At 54.5% G+C, this 15,610-nt stretch carries 17 protein-coding genes; 4 read left to right on the plus strand and 13 right to left on the minus strand.

Annotation, left to right across the window (positions count from 1 at the left end; translation table 11 throughout):
* Window positions 1-5: 5 nt before the first annotated feature.
* Window positions 6-758, plus strand: coding sequence for an outer membrane protein (locus AC2FJ5_RS00145; protein ID WP_496705346.1), 753 nt, complete (start codon window positions 6-8; stop codon window positions 756-758).
* 510 nt (window positions 759-1,268) lie between these two features.
* Here the strand turns inward: AC2FJ5_RS00145 and AC2FJ5_RS00150 are convergent.
* The 5 genes from AC2FJ5_RS00150 to AC2FJ5_RS00170 are packed head-to-tail and all read right to left on the minus strand — an operon-like array spanning window position 1,269 to window position 4,909.
* Window positions 1,269-1,838: a TetR/AcrR family transcriptional regulator gene (locus tag AC2FJ5_RS00150; RefSeq protein ID WP_496791956.1), complete on the minus strand. Its 570-nt coding sequence runs from the start codon at window positions 1,836-1,838 to the stop codon at window positions 1,269-1,271.
* A 3-nt stretch (window positions 1,839-1,841) separates the two neighbouring features.
* On the minus strand, window positions 1,842-2,900 hold the full coding sequence (locus AC2FJ5_RS00155) for a flavin monoamine oxidase family protein (RefSeq protein ID WP_496791957.1): 1,059 nt from the start codon (window positions 2,898-2,900) through the stop codon (window positions 1,842-1,844).
* Window positions 2,901-2,903: 3 nt separating this feature from the next.
* Window positions 2,904-3,587: an SDR family NAD(P)-dependent oxidoreductase gene (locus tag AC2FJ5_RS00160; RefSeq protein WP_496791958.1), complete on the minus strand. Its 684-nt coding sequence runs from the start codon at window positions 3,585-3,587 to the stop codon at window positions 2,904-2,906.
* Complete coding sequence (locus tag AC2FJ5_RS00165) at window positions 3,587-4,255, minus strand: cupin domain-containing protein (protein WP_496791959.1); 669 nt, start codon at window positions 4,253-4,255, stop codon at window positions 3,587-3,589. Before AC2FJ5_RS00165 ends, AC2FJ5_RS00160 begins: the two co-directional genes overlap by 1 nt.
* 33 nt (window positions 4,256-4,288) lie before the next feature.
* Entirely contained in the window at window positions 4,289-4,909 is a 621-nt protein-coding gene (locus AC2FJ5_RS00170) for a glutathione S-transferase family protein (protein ID WP_496702516.1), read from the minus strand.
* A gap of 355 nt (window positions 4,910-5,264) precedes the next feature.
* Here AC2FJ5_RS00170 and AC2FJ5_RS00175 point away from each other — a divergent pair, with 355 nt between their 5' ends.
* Window positions 5,265-5,552, plus strand: a complete 288-nt coding sequence (locus tag AC2FJ5_RS00175; RefSeq protein ID WP_496691431.1) for a DNA polymerase beta superfamily protein — start codon at window positions 5,265-5,267, stop codon at window positions 5,550-5,552.
* A 188-nt stretch (window positions 5,553-5,740) separates the two neighbouring features.
* On the opposite strand, the gene AC2FJ5_RS00180 is transcribed toward AC2FJ5_RS00175, so the two are convergent.
* The 8 genes from AC2FJ5_RS00180 to AC2FJ5_RS00215 all read right to left on the minus strand — a co-directional run bounded on the left by AC2FJ5_RS00180 (window position 5,741) and on the right by AC2FJ5_RS00215 (window position 13,496).
* Window positions 5,741-6,184: a YqfO family protein gene (locus AC2FJ5_RS00180; RefSeq protein ID WP_496702351.1), complete on the minus strand. Its 444-nt coding sequence runs from the start codon at window positions 6,182-6,184 to the stop codon at window positions 5,741-5,743.
* Between the two features lie 80 nt (window positions 6,185-6,264).
* Complete coding sequence (locus AC2FJ5_RS00185; RefSeq protein WP_496791961.1) at window positions 6,265-6,969, minus strand: ArsR/SmtB family transcription factor; 705 nt, start codon at window positions 6,967-6,969, stop codon at window positions 6,265-6,267.
* Between the two features lie 360 nt (window positions 6,970-7,329).
* Complete coding sequence (locus tag AC2FJ5_RS00190) at window positions 7,330-8,139, minus strand: NAD-dependent epimerase/dehydratase family protein (protein ID WP_496791962.1); 810 nt, start codon at window positions 8,137-8,139, stop codon at window positions 7,330-7,332.
* On the minus strand, window positions 8,127-9,029 hold the full coding sequence (locus tag AC2FJ5_RS00195) for a hypothetical protein (protein ID WP_496791963.1): 903 nt from the start codon (window positions 9,027-9,029) through the stop codon (window positions 8,127-8,129). Before AC2FJ5_RS00195 ends, AC2FJ5_RS00190 begins: the two co-directional genes overlap by 13 nt.
* 52 nt (window positions 9,030-9,081) lie before the next feature.
* Complete coding sequence (locus AC2FJ5_RS00200) at window positions 9,082-10,077, minus strand: substrate-binding domain-containing protein (protein WP_496691436.1); 996 nt, start codon at window positions 10,075-10,077, stop codon at window positions 9,082-9,084.
* A 56-nt stretch (window positions 10,078-10,133) separates the two neighbouring features.
* Window positions 10,134-11,096, minus strand: coding sequence for an ABC transporter permease (locus tag AC2FJ5_RS00205; RefSeq protein ID WP_496691437.1), 963 nt, complete (start codon window positions 11,094-11,096; stop codon window positions 10,134-10,136).
* Between the two features lie 26 nt (window positions 11,097-11,122).
* On the minus strand, window positions 11,123-12,688 hold the full coding sequence (locus AC2FJ5_RS00210; protein ID WP_496791964.1) for a sugar ABC transporter ATP-binding protein: 1,566 nt from the start codon (window positions 12,686-12,688) through the stop codon (window positions 11,123-11,125).
* Between the two features lie 136 nt (window positions 12,689-12,824).
* Window positions 12,825-13,496: a GntR family transcriptional regulator gene (locus tag AC2FJ5_RS00215; protein ID WP_496791966.1), complete on the minus strand. Its 672-nt coding sequence runs from the start codon at window positions 13,494-13,496 to the stop codon at window positions 12,825-12,827.
* A gap of 92 nt (window positions 13,497-13,588) precedes the next feature.
* Between AC2FJ5_RS00215 and AC2FJ5_RS00220 the strand changes: the two genes are divergently transcribed.
* Both AC2FJ5_RS00220 and AC2FJ5_RS00225 read left to right on the plus strand, forming a co-directional pair.
* Window positions 13,589-14,473, plus strand: coding sequence for an SMP-30/gluconolactonase/LRE family protein (locus tag AC2FJ5_RS00220; protein ID WP_496791967.1), 885 nt, complete (start codon window positions 13,589-13,591; stop codon window positions 14,471-14,473).
* Between the two features lie 26 nt (window positions 14,474-14,499).
* Window positions 14,500-15,534 (plus strand): sugar ABC transporter substrate-binding protein, encoded by a 1,035-nt coding sequence (locus tag AC2FJ5_RS00225; protein WP_058276292.1) that lies wholly within the window; start codon window positions 14,500-14,502, stop codon window positions 15,532-15,534.
* The last annotated feature ends 76 nt before the right edge of the window (window positions 15,535-15,610 follow it).

The raw sequence follows: 15,610 nt of genomic DNA on the forward strand, positions 1-15,610 counted from the left end.
ACAGAATGATTTCGTCAATTTGGGTGAAAAGCTGCGCTTGCGGAGTAGCTTTTTTTGCATCTGTGGCCACAGTGGCTTCGGCTCAACAATCCGATTGGTCATATGAGGCCACAATCTACCTGTTCATGCCGGAAACAGAGACTACATTGGACACACCTTTGGGCACTCTGGACGGTACGCTCAGCTTTTCGGATGCGTTGGAAAACCTCGATTTTGCCTTTATGAGTGCGTTCTCGGCCACCAACGGACGTTGGCTGATACTTGCAGATTACAACTACACAGACTTATCGTTCAGCAACAGCGCTCCTGGACCTGTCGGCTCGGGTCTGGAGACATCATTTACCACACAATACCTGAGTGGTTATGTTGGCTACAGAGTGTATGAAGCGCCAACTATCACCGTTGACGTCGCCGGGGGTTTCCGGTGGTTCAGCACCGAAACGGAATTTACCCTTCTACCCGGCGCGGCACCGGGGCGCACAACAACGGCAGACGATAGCTGGACCGACCCTGTCATCGGCGCCAGAGCACGGGTACAGTTCTCGGATAAGTGGACGGGCTCCGGTTTTGTCGACTACGGAGGCTTCCGCAGCGACAGTGAAACCTGGCAGATTCTGCTGACGGCAGATTACGCAATCAACGACAGGTGGCTGATCCGCGGTGGCTATCGCTATATCTCATTCGATCATGAAATCGACGGCAACGATTTTACATTTGATCAGTCGGGGCCTGTGCTAGGCGCGACTTATCGGTTCTAAAATTCTTTGTTGGCGAACCCGAGACAAGGTTGTGATGTTACGAACGTCGTTTGATTGGCGCGATTCAATTGAAAAAAGGTTTAGAGAATCAAATTCGCATATGCCGTCAGATTTGTTTTCGTGCCTGACCCCAGATCTTGACCTCCGGCATCGATAGCTGGATGGAGTTTGTTGTAGCCTTAGAAAGGTTAGCAATGAATGAGACAAGTCTGAGGTAGCGATGCCACTTTCGACCGCGGAGTGAGAATTCACCTAGGCTAGCTTTCGCAATCGCAGCGAATGTCTGAAATGCGGGTTGCTAACGCAATATTTCAAAGGGCTGATGGATGTCGGCTATGGGCCGTTCAAATCGATGGCTAGTGGTTCTTGAACCGAAATGCTGCGCTGCACCCAAGGTCTTGAAAGAGCCCAAAACGACCAATGCTGCAGAGCGCAGCAATGTCTGTTTTTGAACGTGCTCAAGTCCTAACGGACAAAAGCCAGTGTCAGGACGAAGGGTTGCGCATTGGTTTATTGAACCAATCGCTTGGACATAATCTGGACTGCCGCTTCAAACCTTTGCGGGTCCTGTGCCACTCGGGCTGCCAGTTGTGCGCCCTCGAGCAAAGGCAGTGTTGCGGCGGCTTCTGTTGCCGGATCGGCAACATGTAGGATCGTTCCATCGCCCTGACCCAGTGAAAATGCCCTCGCAAGCCATTCGGTCATCATTGTGCGAAAACGGTTCATCTCGGCAATCGTGTCTGCTGATAGATTTTCTGTACTGGTCGAAAAAGACACGCACAGGCACAAGCTTTGACCACCTTCAAGTGCGCCACGATACCGCTTGATCAAAGCGGCCAAGCGCGTCGCCCCTGTTGCATGGTCTTGATCAATCTCGCCACAGGCGGTTTCCAAATCTGAATAATACCGCTGCATCAGCGCGACGGCCAAAGCTGCCTTGCTGGCGAAATGATGGTGAATGCTGGCCTTTGTGATTCCGACGTCGGCGGCCAGGTCGGCATAGCTGAACCCATCAAAGCCACGCCTGCGCGCGGCCCGTTCAGCCGAATTGAGCAGAGTTGTCTTGGTGTCGGTCGCCATGTGTTATCCAAGATTTTGGTCGTTTAGGCTGTGTAGGACATTCTCTGCCGCTTCCAAAGCACCTTCGATATAGCCGCCGAAAACCGGGGCGACCTCTGTTCCTGCGAAATGCAGCTTTCCGTTCCTCAGATTGCTCATCGCCTTCGGTAGACCGTATGTCGGATGGGCATATAGCGGTGCCTTATCCGCCTCAGTTGCAGTGTAGGGATCAATGGCCCAGTCTTTCAAGTAGAGCTTTTGGGGCTCGGCGGCTTCAGGCCCGAACAACCGTGTTAATTGAGCGTGCAGGTGCTGACGCAGCAGTTGTTCGTCCGCGCGACCTTGGGGCGGTACACCGATGAAGCCAAAGAGCGCGTATGGTCCGCCCTTAGGGGGGGATGCATCATGGATTTCGACCATCGGTCCTTTCCGGCTCATTGCATCACCGGACAGTCCTTGTTTGCGCCAGAATGGTTTGTCGTACACCGCAACAGCCTTGGCCTGACCTGCCATCCATGTCGCGATGCCTTTCATGGTTTGGGTGGCTTCGGCAGACAATGCGGGCGAAAATGCGATTTCCGCCGCAACACGTGGGGGCACAGCGAGGACAGCTTGATCCGCATGGATCTGTTCGCCCTTTGCCGTTGTTGCAATGCATTGATCGCCGGACATATCCAGTTTGACAACCGGCGCGTTTAGCTGTTTGCGATGATCCGGCAGGCGGTTGGCCAGTGTGCCTGTCAGAGCAGCCAACCCTCCCTTTAGCCGCCATGACCCTTCCAATGATGAAAAACCCTGCCCGCGTTGCACGTTGCCATTTTCATCCTCAAAGGTCAGAGCGCCATCGGCGAATTGTTCGAACTTTGTCAGACCAAACCGATCAATCAGAGCTGCAATAAGTGGCTGGCCCGGCCAGAACCAGGCAGGCCCCATGTCAAAGTAGCCTGCCTCGAGATGCTGCGTCATGATTCGCCCGCCAAACCGCGGGCGGGCCTCAAGCAGCATATAGTCGCGCCCTTGCGCCTCAAGACGTTCGGCTAAGACAAGCCCTGACAACCCGCCGCCGACAATCAGCGTTTGCATGCGCTAGAACCCTTCGGATGCCGGACGCAGATCAAGCTCGTGCGTCCATGTGGATTTGGGTTGGTGGGCGAGGCCCCAGTAGGCCTCTGCGATGTCCTCGGGCTTCATCATCTTGCCCGGATCAAGGTTGTGCAGGTCCCGAGATCGCGCTGTATCAATGATACCGTCCAGAATCGCGTGGCAGACATGAACACCTGCTGGTTGATACTCCCGTGCAAGCGATTGCGTCAGGCCGCGCAAGGCGAATTTTGCGCTGGCAAAGGCCGAGAATCTTGTACCACCCCGCAAGGACGCTGTGGCGCCAGATACAATGAACGTACCACCGCCAGCGCGGACCATCGGTTGCAGTGTCGATTGGGCAAGCAAAATGGCAGACTGCACCATGGATCCCCACGTGCGTTGATAATCAGCAAGCCGGGTTTCTGCGAAAGGCGCGATGATCAGTTCGCTCGTGTTGTGGATCACAACCTTAGGCGGGCCATGTTCTGCAATAACCTGTGCCAGGATGCTGGGAACGGCACTCTGGTCCGTCAGGTCCATCTCAAAGAACTGGCCAATCACCGTTTCAGGTTGCGTGCGTCCCAAGCCAACGGCAGCAAAGCCATCTTTTGTGAAACGGGACAACAGGGACTGACCAAGGCCAGCCCCCGCGCCGGCCACAAGGACCAAAGGTTTTTCAACACTCATCAGACGGCAGGCGGTTTGGCGTGGGGCAAATGACCCGTCTTGATCCACAGCTTTGCCCCATCAGGGCCAGCCGTTGCAGACAGTTGATCGCCTTCCGGCAGTCGCAGCCATGCTCCTTTTTCAAGCGTATCGCTGCCTTCGGTGACGGAACCGGCAATCACCAGCATTTCGATCCCACCCACATCGGTATTTTCCAGTGTCGCGCCTGCATCAAGGTGGCTGTAGGTCACTGTTTCACGCGCATCACGGTGTAGTTCAGCCGTTGCGACACCATCCACAGGATCGGTCAGTTCTTCGGCCATGGTTTTGCGAAACTGATTGCGGTCGGCCATGTCGAACTGCCACAGCTTTACAAAGATCGTGCAGCCCGGCTCTGACCCCGGCTTATGTGCAGTGGTGGGAGGATTGCGCACATATGTCCCTTCGGGGAAGTCGCCATGTTCGTCCTGAAATACACCATCAAGCACGATGAATTCTTCGCCACCTGTATGGGTGTGTTCCGAAAACTTGCTGCCCGGCGCATAGCGCACAATCGTCGTGGCACGGGCAACTTCGCCGCCGATGCGGTCCAGCATACGCCGATCCACACCGGGCATAGGCGAAGCGTTCCACTCAAGCTGTTCAGAGTGAACAACCACGCGTGTTTTAAAGTCTGCGTTCAGTTCCATGTTTTTCCTTTCGGCTTGAGTGGTATCGCGTCTTTAACCTGCGATGCTGGGCCGTGCCGAGACCTTTGCCCGCCATGCCGCCAGATTGGAGAGTGTTTCTGGAATGTCGACCTTGGCAAAGTCCGCAAAGGCAAGACCGGCAAACGCCGTGATATCAGCAACCGAAAACTCAGAACCTGCCAGATATTCATTGTCAGCCAGAACTTCATCCAAGTAAGCCATTGTCTGACCAGCAACTTGCTTTTGCTTGTTACCCCATTCAGCACATTGATAGGTCTCAAGGTCTGGACCAAGACCTGGTGTGGCATGGTGAAAGTAGGTTCCCACAGCATTCAGCAGACCATTTTCTGCACGCAGGTTCATCATCGAAATTTGCGCACGTTGTTTTGGTGTCTCTCCGGTCAGCGACGGGCCTTCGAAATGATTGTCGATATATTCTGTAATCGCATTGCACTGCGAAATATGTGTACCGTCCGCCAGCTCAAGGCAGGGCACAACGGCATCGGGGTTCTTGGCTTTGAAGGCCTCGGTGCGATGTTCGCCACCCATCACGTCAACCGGAACGAATTGGACCTGGTCTGTTGCGCCTTTTTCAGCAAGCGCAATGCGCACACGTGCGGGGTTTGGGAAACCCTCAGTATCATAGATTTTCATTTTGTTCTCCTTGGGAATAAATACCAACCTACTAGTTGGTAGATATCTTGAACAAGATATACTTTGGTCGTTGCGATCACAAAGTTGTTACGATGATAAGTTCAGCAGCGTCTGGGTTTGATGCCAGCTTCCTTCGAGCGGTCATTTGTGTCGTCCTAAATAATGACAATAAAGTCCCGCAATGTGTGAGTTCGAGCAGCGCCAAAGTTTGCACTTGCAGCGAATGACCGGAATTCGGGCTGCGACCGCAGAATGCCAGCAGGGTGCCGAATGTCTCTTATGGGCCGAACCAACAGTTTTCTAGGTCTGCTAGAATGCCCCCTGAGACGCATACGAAAAACCTACGGTACCCGATATGTCGCCGCCGATGAACCTGCATGAGCTCATTAAAGATCAGGACCTGGCACCTGACCTCATCGGGCATATTGATAGACTTTTGGTGTTAAAAAGCAAAACCAAGGAAATGGGCCGTGGACAACGCATAGCGATCCTTGACGATTTAATACACGATCAAATGGCGTGGGCAGCCGTGGTGAAAAAGAACGAAGATCGCCTCGACCTCATGGCCGAGGGTAATAACTTGCTGCGGTACATCGTTAGGGAAAATGCCACGGCCAGAATTGCCATTATCGAAGGCATGTGACAGCAGATCGGGCATTCAACGAGAGACCGGTGCATATAACACCCGAACCGCGATGTGCAGGAGCTTTCCGCTATTGCCTTGTTTCCAGGAAATCAAAACCGGACCCTAGTACAGCGTGCGGCGAAGGTTCCAAAGGAGCCCTTCCTACTTATTCGTTGGGGTTCGGAGATTGCTGAGTTCAACCTCACTTACCAGTGCTCTTTTGGCACCCAATCTTCGGTCTCGTTGTTCCAGAACCTGTTAGGATTGTCCTCGTCCATTCCCCGGATATGAAGCGTCCGCATGCACGGTTCTACGAAGATCACCGGCTCTTCGTAGGGGTGTGATGAATAGATGTTTCTTAGAACCTGCACGGTTTTGGCTTCGTTACTGTCCAGAAAGAATGACAGTTCCACACAGGGTACCTCGACAACCTTTGAGGTTGCCATGTTGCGCCCACTCCCCAGGGATCTGAATTTTTGCATTCCCGGCGCGGTCTGATAGGTGACGCAATCGTAGTCGCCATATTTCAGAACGTCATCGACCAGCACCGCGTCAATGATCTTTTGCGCATGTGTATCTGGCACCTGGACGACGATCCGCAGACCGTTTTCAGGAACGAACCTGTCATTTTCGAGTTTGGGCAATGTCACGTTTATCTCCAGCAGCTTCTGCCGAAATAGCTCGTATTGGCGAAGCTGTGGAAAAGGACGGTTCGTTATCGGCCGAACTGTCAATTGTCGTCCGAGCCGTCCAGAGCCTTTCTGCTCAGGCCAAACCAGCGTTCGAGCGCATCGAACCCGTCGTCGGAAATGGTAAGAGCGCGACTACCGGTCCTGCGCTCCAGCCAGTTCGCTGTCAGTGACTTCTGCATGATCGCTGTGGCCAGCGGGCCGGAAATGTGGTGCCGACGCTCTGTCCAGTCAAGGCAGAGTTTTGCCGGAGGTTTCCCCGATGAAACAGGTGGCGGCTCGATCCCGATATCATCGAGGAAATCCTGATAGCGAGGTCCGGATGTCAAAGCGTCATCTTTGAGATTCAGCACATTAAGGGCAACAAGGCGCTTCGTCATCAGGACGCCGAGCTTACCAGCGATATGATTGTAGCAACTGCGTGCGCGTTGTGTGTCTGTCGCGATCCGGCCGGGCCGAGACAGGTGGTCGGTCGGTGACAGGGTAGCCAATCCTTCCAGCACCTGGGCAACGTCAGCGCTTGCCACCCAGTGATAAACATGCCGACCGCTTCGCAAAGAAGCGGTCAGACCGGCAATTTCGAGTTGCTTCAAATGGGCACTCGCGGTCTGCGGGCTTATCTTGGCCGCACAAGCCAGCTCTTTGTTGGTGAATGCGCGCCCGTCCATCAGTTCGCACAGTATGCGGGATCGGCTGGGATCGGCGAGCGCGGCCCCGATTATATCCAGTCTCGGTTCGATTGCCATGCAAGACAGATTAAAGACAGAAAATGAATGCAGCCAGTAATAACTGTTCGATGGCGAACGAAATGAGCTTTAAAGCGGACGCTGATCATGTGTCTGTGTTTGTCCCGCTAGAGAGCCACTGGCATTAGTCCCACTGAATCGCCACTACTCAACCAGAGATCGCTTCACATAACACCGGTTCAGGACGTTCGCAGTTTGTTACAGCGCAGCGATTCAGCCGAAGATTGCGAAATCTGCCGTTCCTGACGTGGGGCGTCGACAACCGCAATGCGAACAACGTTGACCTTCTTAACGCTTACCTCAAGGCTAGGTTTCGGAAACTGAATGCCCAAAGCAACAACAATGTCTGGGCCTTGTACTTTACCAATCCGGAAAACGTGTGGTGAAATAATCGGGGATACGGACTGCAAACAGGCGCTTCAGCGCAGACCTATAGGCAATGCCTGTGGTAACTTTTGCCGGGCTCCCATCTTTCGGAGAATAGCCGATCACTTTCTGCGTTTCGGTGATATCCCAACGCATGCCCGGGTTATTCGACATCAAGTTCAGTGCTGCAAAGGAAACGTCTTTTGCATCAATTGCGGCGCGCATGCCGCTTAGGAAATCCCGATCGCTCAACCACATTTCCTGGCCCCATCGGCCCATCGCCATATGCGTGCCGGGTTGGTTGTTGTGGGTCCATTGCGTCCAGCCAATACGCAGGCAAATGACAGACAGTCCGTGATGCTCGGCGAAGTAAGCTCCTGTCTGTTCACAGAACAGTTTTGACATTCCGTAGGCGTTCACCGGGCCAGGTGGTGTCTTACTGTTGAGCGCTACATGCGTGAATCTTTTGTCGCCATGGATCCAATTGGAACTGGCAAGAACCACGCGACTGACACCCATGGCGACCGCATGGTGATAGAGTGTAAGGGTTGCATCCATATTGTGCTTGATCGCTGAGGGCCAAGTGGCGGCCGGCTCTCTGTCACCGGCAAGATGCACGACTACGTCCACGTCCTCGAGCAAGCTGATCCAACTGCTATCATCAGATAGATCCGCAGTGTGAATATTGGGATGATCGGCGGGTCGGATGTCGATGCCGGAAACCGTGTAGTCGGGATCACTTTCGAGCGTGTCGAACAGTTTGCGCCCAAGATGTCCACCAGCGCCTGTGATCAGGACATGCATAACAGGAATTCCTTGTTGCTTGTAAGACCCGCTGGCATTTGTGGCTGGTCCTCGTCCGTCAAGACGCGGAACATCTGCCTAAAACTCAGCCTTTCATTTGGGGCGAGGTTGCGCACGGGGGAGTGCCACGCTGCTTCACAGTAGGCGTAATCGCCTGAATTGAAGACCTCGAATGGATAGTGATGCGCAAATCGGTCACCTTGCCGAGGTTCCGGTACTGAGCACATCAACAAAGGTCCATCCGTTCCGCACTTTATCAGCGTCCGGCTGTTGGGGTTCGGAAGTCCGATCTTGAATTCCTGCAGTCTGCTACAATCCACGACAGTGCTTCTGCTGTGCGTTGCAACCATCTGTTCGGCAGAGCCGAAAACAGGATAAAACGCAGGATGATCCATTTCGGCGCCGATCTTGGTTGGGGTGTTAAGCATCATGACCGACCAAATGCCAGTCAAACGCGAGGAAGTTCCATGATTGGCAACGATATGTTCAATGTCCCAGCTCTTCTCAGAAGTCAGTGTGATGCGACGCGAAACAGATAAGTGAGATATGGGACAGACGGCGCTGGTCATGTCGATGCGAGTGCTGGTTCTAGAAGTGATCTGATAGGAGCCGCTGTCCAGCACGGGAAACGGAGCGCCGTTTTCCCAAGACGAGTCCGGGGCGATCCATGTCTTCTCGCCTCCCCAAAGTGGAAAGCCAAATTGTGGAGAGCATGTAGGCAAATCGGCGAGCCGGGTGTCGTCGATCTCCACTCCGTCAAGATCTGGGTTTTGAAAGAGGAGTGAGCTCCCTTGAAAACTCACGTCCCACAGACGGCCGCCGATGCCTGGCAGGAGTGTCAGTCGCAGATCACACTGCTGTAGCTGAAGAACACTCCATCTGTCCGGCATGTTTGCTCCCTGACGGTGTTCCGGCGCGACATGGCCGCGCCGGGATGAAAATTTAGACGTGCTTAAACTGTGCGACATTCTCGGACGTGATCGGCATCACCCCGGTTTCGACGCGTTCAGGCAGCGGGTTGATCCCGGCGGCCTTCCAATCCGGCAAGACCTTCAACGCATCGGTATTTTGCCAATGCATCATGTGGAAGGCGAGGAATATCTCCAAATAGGACTTCTGAGCCACAGCACCGTGTATGGTGCCGTCTTCGATGTAGGGCAGCATGTCGTCATTACGATCCATCGCGACGATCTTGATGTCCTTGCGACCCGCCTCGTTGACCGCAATCGCAGCGCCTTTGCCGCTGTCGCCGTCTGTGCCGCCAATGCCAACAATATCGGGGTTTGCCTGAATGGCTTGAAGATAGGCTGTCGGAGCATAGGACGGGTCGGCCTTGTCGTTCACAACATCGACGACTTCGATATCCGGGTATTTCTCAGCGAAGATTTGTTTGTAACCCTCGACCCGCTCCAGCGTGGAAGGAGCGGGAAACGTGCCGAGGATGACCTTCCCCTGGCCGCCAATCGCTTGCGCCAGCATCTCGCCGCCGACACGTCCTGCCTGAACGCCGTTGATGCCAAGGAACGTGGATCGGGGGCTGTCGGGGATGTCACCTATACAGCACGTGATTGGAATCCCGGCCTCGACCGCGCGTTCAACGCCGGGTGCCAAAGTAGCCGGATCACCGGGGAATATGAGGATACCTGCGGGGCGTCTGGCGATCAATTCGTCCAGTTGGCGTGCTTGCGCTGCAGTGTCAAAATCTAGGGGGCCCGTGAACGTGGCCTTGATGCCCATCAACTCCTCAAGATCTTCCATCGCGTTGCGATAATCCACCCAGAACGGCACTTGTGTGACGATGGACAGAAAAACGTATTCCTTGCCAGCGGCTTGCGCCATGGCTTCCGTGGACAGCATGGGCAGTCCGAAAGCGGCGGCCAGTCCCGCAGTCGTGCCCGCTGTCAGCAGCTTGCGCCGATTTACTTTCAATTCGGTCATCGTAGTCTCCCTGTTTTGGATCTTTGGTTGTTGTTGAGTTTTGGAGAGCTTCGGGCCTAACCCCGTTTGCTTCGGATCAGCATGTCCAAGGCGACTGCTGTAACGAGTACACCGCCGATGACGATCATTTGCCAGTAGATCGATACGGCAAGCATCGTCATTGTGTTGTTGATTAACGCGACGAAAACGACGCCAAGGAAAGCTCCGAGGATAGTGCCTTCTCCTCCTCGTAAAGATGCGCCGCCGATGACGGCCGCCGCCAGAACTTGCAGTTCGATGCCATTGCCGGCCGTGGGCGTACCGCTCATCAAGCGGGAGGCCAGCAAGACACCCGCCAGAGCAGCCAGAATACCAGTCAGTGCGTACAGAATGATGCGCACGCGTGTGACGTGGATGCCCGATAGCATCGCGGCTTTTTCATTGGCACCAATGAAATAGACCTGACGGAAGAAACGCGTATGGCGGACGGCCAGGTCAAACAGGATCACCAGCAGAATGGTGAACAAGACAATCACCGGAAAGCCGCCGATGTCAGCTTTGCCGATCCAGGCGAAGGACGCCGGCAGGCTGGATACTGAAAACCCCTCGGTCAATACGAGGGCAATACCGCGTGCGATCGACATCGTTCCGAGCGTTGCGATCAACGGATTGATCCCGAGGCCGGTCACCAGCACTCCGTTCACCACGCCCACCATGCCACCTAGAATGAGCCCGCATGCTACGGCGAGCGGGATTGCCATACCGGTCAAAAGCAGCATGGCGACGACGGTGGAAGACAGGGCCATCACCGAACCAACCGACAGATCGAAACCACCGGATGCAAGCAGGATTGCCATGCCGATCACAATGATCGCGGTCGGTGCCATGCCCACGGCCACCGCGCGAAAATTCGAGAAACTCAGGAAGTAGGGGTTGATGTTGGACATCACGATGATGATGGCGGCGATCAGGACGATCAGCGTCAGCTCACGAATATCAACAAAGGCTTGCAGGACACGGCGCAACAGGGGTGGTTTCATGGGCAAATTGGCTTGAGCTGTCATAGTCAAGTCGCGACTCCTGATTGATTGGTTTGGGTTGCATCCACCGATGGAACAGAGTTTCCGGCGGCCAATTGAAGGAGCGTGGTCTCGGTTGCGTCAACCGCCGCAACATCGCCCATGAGGCGACCGTCGTGGACCACAAGAATGCGCGTAGAGAGAGAGACAAGTTCAGGGAAATCGGATGACACCACGAGGATGGCCATACCTTCGGCGGCTCGACGTAAAAGCTCTGTGTGAATCTGAAATTTAGCCCCGACATCAACACCTTTTGTGGGCTCCTCGATGATCAGAAGAGCTGGAGAACGTTTGAGCCATTTGGCCAGCATGATCTTTTGCTGGTTGCCCCCTGACAGATCGCCAACAAGTTCGGTAATCCCGCTGGTTTTGACACTGAAGGCGTCAATGGCGGCCTGGCTCGCAGCTTTGATTGTGCTGGCACGTATGAAACCGACAGACGTGTGTTCGGAAAGACTGGCTGCAATCAGGTTGTCGCTGAGCGATTGTTCCAGAAATAGACCTTCGGTCTTGCGTTCCTCGGGGACAAACCCGACACCAGCGCGCATCGCTTGCCGCAAGGACGCAAAGCTGACTGGCTTGCCATGCAATCTGATTTCGCCTGTCGCGCCATGCATCAGTCCAGCGATGGACCGGACAATCTCGCTGCGGCGGGCGCCCATTAGACCGGCCATACCAACGATCTCTCCGGCTTTTATGGAAAACGAAATGTCTTCAAACTCGCCGGGGTGCGTCAGGTTCTTTACATTCAAAACTTCGTTGCCGCCGCCTTGATCCGAACGGGTGACATCACCGGGATGTGCGCCGCCGATCATCTCGGCAACGACCTTTTCCTGTGAGGTTTCTGACACGGGCAATGTGCTGATGCGGTGTCCGTCGCGCAGAACAGTGATGCGGTCTGAAATCTGGAAGATCTCGGCCATGTGGTGACTGACATACACGATGCCAATCCCCTTCTTTGTAAGGGACTTTAAGACGTCGAATAGTGCGTCCACTTCATCGGGTGCCAATGCTGAAGTTGGCTCATCCAAAAGCAGGACGCGGGAGTTCAGTGACAACGCCTTGGCAATTTCTACGATCTGGCGGGAGCTAATCGGAAGGCCGTCAACCGGCATGGAAACATCAATATCCAGACCGAACTCCGCCAACAACGCTTCCGCCCGACGACGCAATTCAGGCCAGTTGACGACACCCAACCGGGTGGGTACGCGGCCTGCGAAGATGTTTTCCGCTACGGAGAGGACACCGGCGAGGCTGAGTTCCTGAAAGACACAGCCAATACCGAGTGATTGCGCATGTGATGGGCTTTCAATCAGCTGCTCGTTGCCATCGCACAGGATTCGCCCGGCTGTGGGCTGGTGAAGTCCATAAAGAAGACCGAGGCAGGTGGATTTCCCAGCACCGTTTTCACCACAAAGCGCGTGAACTTCACCGGGTCTCAACTCGAAGTCGACACCGTCCAAAACAATATTCGTTCCGAAGCTTTTGCCAGCCGCTTCCAGTTGAATCAGTGGCTGTGACCTCAGTGCGCCATGTTCCATTGCAGGTGTCATACAAAGCTCCTCCCGCTTTTTGATTGGCATCTGATATCTCAGATGTCAATCAAAAAGAGATAGCGGTGAAGCGGAACAAGAAAGGGGCGGTGCCGATATGGCCCGCCCCCCTTCAAAAACTCAGCTGTTCTATGCGTCAGGGCGCAGCGGCTCCTTCGAGAACAATTGCAGCGCTCTTGTAGGCCTGCCGCGTGCGATCAATATGTGCCGTAAGAAGAGACTTGATCTTGGCCATGTCCCCTTCGCGCACTGCAATCGCAATCTTCGCATGTTCATCAAAAGAGAGTTCGGTGTGCTGCGGCAGCTTCGCCAGGTGGGTTCGTAGTGCTGCAATCTTACCGATGTATCGGGTATAGCTAGCCGTCAAATAATCGTTCCCGGCATGTTCGAAGATCAACTGATGAAACGTGGTATCTAGTGAAAGGTAGCCTTTCTCGTTGCCTCGCCTGCGTTCTCGCTCCATTTCCGTCACGACGCGTTGCATTTCACTGGCCAGTCCTTCCGGGTCACGCGACAATGCCAGTTCGAAGGCGGCTGTTTCGATCGCTTGTCTGAAGTCGCAGATTTGGGTGACTTCCGGTTCAGACAAGGAAAACACGCGTGCGCCTTTTTGCGGTTCGATACTGACCAACCCTTCGTCACGCAATTGAGCGAGCGCCTCGCGGACCGGTGACTTAGACACGCCCAGTTCTTCGGAGATTTTTCGCTCCGACAAAATCTGACCCATCTTCAGGGAGCCATCGATAATGCTGTTCCGCAAATGCTCCAGTGCGAGTTCACGCAATGATTTGGGTCTCTCAAGGGCCATCTGGGGATATCTCCAAAAAAGGTGTTGCTAGATGCAAGATATCTGATACACCAGATTAGGCAAGCTGGTATATCAGATATCAGAATGCGATAATGGAGGTCAAAAAATTGCGCGCAGAGTTGGTGGTTGACTGCAAGAACCAGCACGGGGAAGGGATTTTCTGGAATCCCGCCGATGGGCTTGTCTGGTGGACCGACATCGAAGGCAGCGCGCTTTTCTCATTTGATCCGGTAACTTCGAAAAGCACGTCTCATAAGATGCCAGAGCGCGTATGTTGCTTTGCTCCGCGGATCTCTGGAGGGCTGATCGTTGCTTATGCAGATCGTGTCGTTTTGCTCGATCAGGCCATGAAAGAAGAATCCCTCGTCACCCGATTCGAGTCGAATAACGCGGAGACGCGGTTGAATGACGGGCGGACTGATCGTCAGGGGCGGTTGATTGTCGGGGGGATGAACGAAGTCTCAGGTAATGCCGATTCGTCGGTTATTTGCGTCGACACGGATCTGAACGTGCGCACAATCATCGAAGGGGTGTCTTGCGCCAATTCGACCTGCTTCACGGCGGATGGAACTACAATGTTCTTTGCCGATACCCCGGATCGGGAAATCGTGGCGTTCGACTACGACACTGATAGTGGATCTGTTTCGAACCGTCGGATGCATGTTTCTTTCCAGGACGAACCCGGCCTGCCCGATGGGTCCTGCGTGGATGCAGAAGGCGGTGTCTGGAATGCCGAATGGGAAGGCCATCGCGTTGTGCGTGTTGCACCCAACGGCACGATCAATCGCGTGATCGAGGTGCCGGTCTGGAAGCCCACCTGTTGCGCATTCGGCGGTCCAGACCTCGACACGCTTTTCATAACGACATCGCGGCTGATGAGTGACGAAGCCGCTTTATCAAAAGAACCGGAATCCGGCGGTCTCTTCGCCGTGAAACCCGGCATTCGTGGCGTGATCGACACGCCGTTCAACGGATAACCAACGAATTTCTGGAGGAGAAAACAATGTTGAAAACGCTTATGAGCACTACGCTTGCCGCGGGATTCGTCACGCTGGCAACGGTCGCAATGGCCGAGAACTATCCGACACCGGTGCCGTTGCAGGACGGGGCACAGGCTGCGATTGATGCGATTGAACCCAAGAATGACACGTTCCGGATCGCGTATATGCCACCGGCTACCGAGTTCAACTACTACATCGCCATTGGTGAGGGCATCAAAGCGGTCGCTGCGGAGGCCGGGGTCGAAGTCTTCATGCTTGCGCCTCAGTCTGGCGCGGATATCAACGGTCAGATGGGTATGATCCAGGATGTACTGACACAGGATGTGGATGCGATCATCTTTGGAACGCATGATGAATTTGCTGCGGCGCCGCTACTTAAGCAGGCCGTTGACAAGGGCATGGCTGTTTTGATGATCAACTCGGACATCCCGAACTTTCCGACTCCGATCCACGGTGTGGTCGGGTATTCTCAGCGCAATGGTACTCAGGCCATCGCTGATTGGGCCATCGAGACCTATGGCGATCAACCATTGAAGGTCGGCATCATCGAAGGGCAGCCAGGGTATCACTCAACCGAGCGGGTCGGTGGCTTTCTTGACGGCATTGAGGGCAACGACAACTTTGAAGTCGTTGTATCCATCGATGGCAAATGGAACGTCGAAGGCGGCAACACAGCTGGCATGGATATCCTGCAGTCGAACCCCGATCTCGACATGATCTTTGCTGCGAATGACTACATGATCATTGGAGCATCCTTTGCTGCGAAAGCACTCGGCCGAAATGACATCGTTCTATTGGGCAATGATGGCGACACGTCCGGCCTTGAAGAGATCGCGGCGGGCAACATCACGGCAACCGTCAACACTTCACCATTCCTGATGGGTAAAGCAGCAATGCACGCCACTATTGATGCGCTTAACGGGTCTTATCCCGGTGGCTGGATCGAAACGCCCACATCGATTGAGGACAAGGATGGCGCGATCAGTGTGCTGCAAGAGCCTGAAAAGCTTTTCCCACAACCGTCCAAAGAGTACTGAGCCATCTCCCCGGCTTCCCGGTGGCGCGCGTGCGTGCTGCCGGGTTGCAAACCAACCGAATTTCATTTTGTCGAGG

It is taken from the genome of Ruegeria sp. CDSA221 (genome assembly GCF_059611825.1).

Excerpts from the sequence above, each read along its gene's own strand:
- AC2FJ5_RS00145 (WP_496705346.1), top strand. The coding sequence starts at position 6 with ATGATTTCGTCAATTTGGGTGAAAAGCTGCGCTTGCGGAGTAGCTTTT.
- AC2FJ5_RS00150 (WP_496791956.1), bottom strand. The coding sequence starts at position 1,838 with ATGGCGACCGACACCAAGACAACTCTGCTCAATTCGGCTGAACGGGCC.
- AC2FJ5_RS00155 (WP_496791957.1), bottom strand. The coding sequence starts at position 2,900 with ATGCAAACGCTGATTGTCGGCGGCGGGTTGTCAGGGCTTGTCTTAGCC.
- AC2FJ5_RS00160 (WP_496791958.1), bottom strand. The coding sequence starts at position 3,587 with ATGAGTGTTGAAAAACCTTTGGTCCTTGTGGCCGGCGCGGGGGCTGGC.
- AC2FJ5_RS00165 (WP_496791959.1), bottom strand. The coding sequence starts at position 4,255 with ATGGAACTGAACGCAGACTTTAAAACACGCGTGGTTGTTCACTCTGAA.
- AC2FJ5_RS00170 (WP_496702516.1), bottom strand. The coding sequence starts at position 4,909 with ATGAAAATCTATGATACTGAGGGTTTCCCAAACCCCGCACGTGTGCGC.
- AC2FJ5_RS00175 (WP_496691431.1), top strand. The coding sequence starts at position 5,265 with ATGTCGCCGCCGATGAACCTGCATGAGCTCATTAAAGATCAGGACCTG.
- AC2FJ5_RS00185 (WP_496791961.1), bottom strand. The coding sequence starts at position 6,969 with ATGGCAATCGAACCGAGACTGGATATAATCGGGGCCGCGCTCGCCGAT.
- AC2FJ5_RS00190 (WP_496791962.1), bottom strand. The coding sequence starts at position 8,139 with ATGCATGTCCTGATCACAGGCGCTGGTGGACATCTTGGGCGCAAACTG.
- AC2FJ5_RS00195 (WP_496791963.1), bottom strand. The coding sequence starts at position 9,029 with ATGCCGGACAGATGGAGTGTTCTTCAGCTACAGCAGTGTGATCTGCGA.
- AC2FJ5_RS00200 (WP_496691436.1), bottom strand. The coding sequence starts at position 10,077 with ATGACCGAATTGAAAGTAAATCGGCGCAAGCTGCTGACAGCGGGCACG.
- AC2FJ5_RS00205 (WP_496691437.1), bottom strand. The coding sequence starts at position 11,096 with ATGAAACCACCCCTGTTGCGCCGTGTCCTGCAAGCCTTTGTTGATATT.
- AC2FJ5_RS00210 (WP_496791964.1), bottom strand. The coding sequence starts at position 12,688 with ATGACACCTGCAATGGAACATGGCGCACTGAGGTCACAGCCACTGATT.
- AC2FJ5_RS00215 (WP_496791966.1), bottom strand. The coding sequence starts at position 13,496 with ATGGCCCTTGAGAGACCCAAATCATTGCGTGAACTCGCACTGGAGCAT.
- AC2FJ5_RS00220 (WP_496791967.1), top strand. The coding sequence starts at position 13,589 with ATGGAGGTCAAAAAATTGCGCGCAGAGTTGGTGGTTGACTGCAAGAAC.
- AC2FJ5_RS00225 (WP_058276292.1), top strand. The coding sequence starts at position 14,500 with ATGTTGAAAACGCTTATGAGCACTACGCTTGCCGCGGGATTCGTCACG.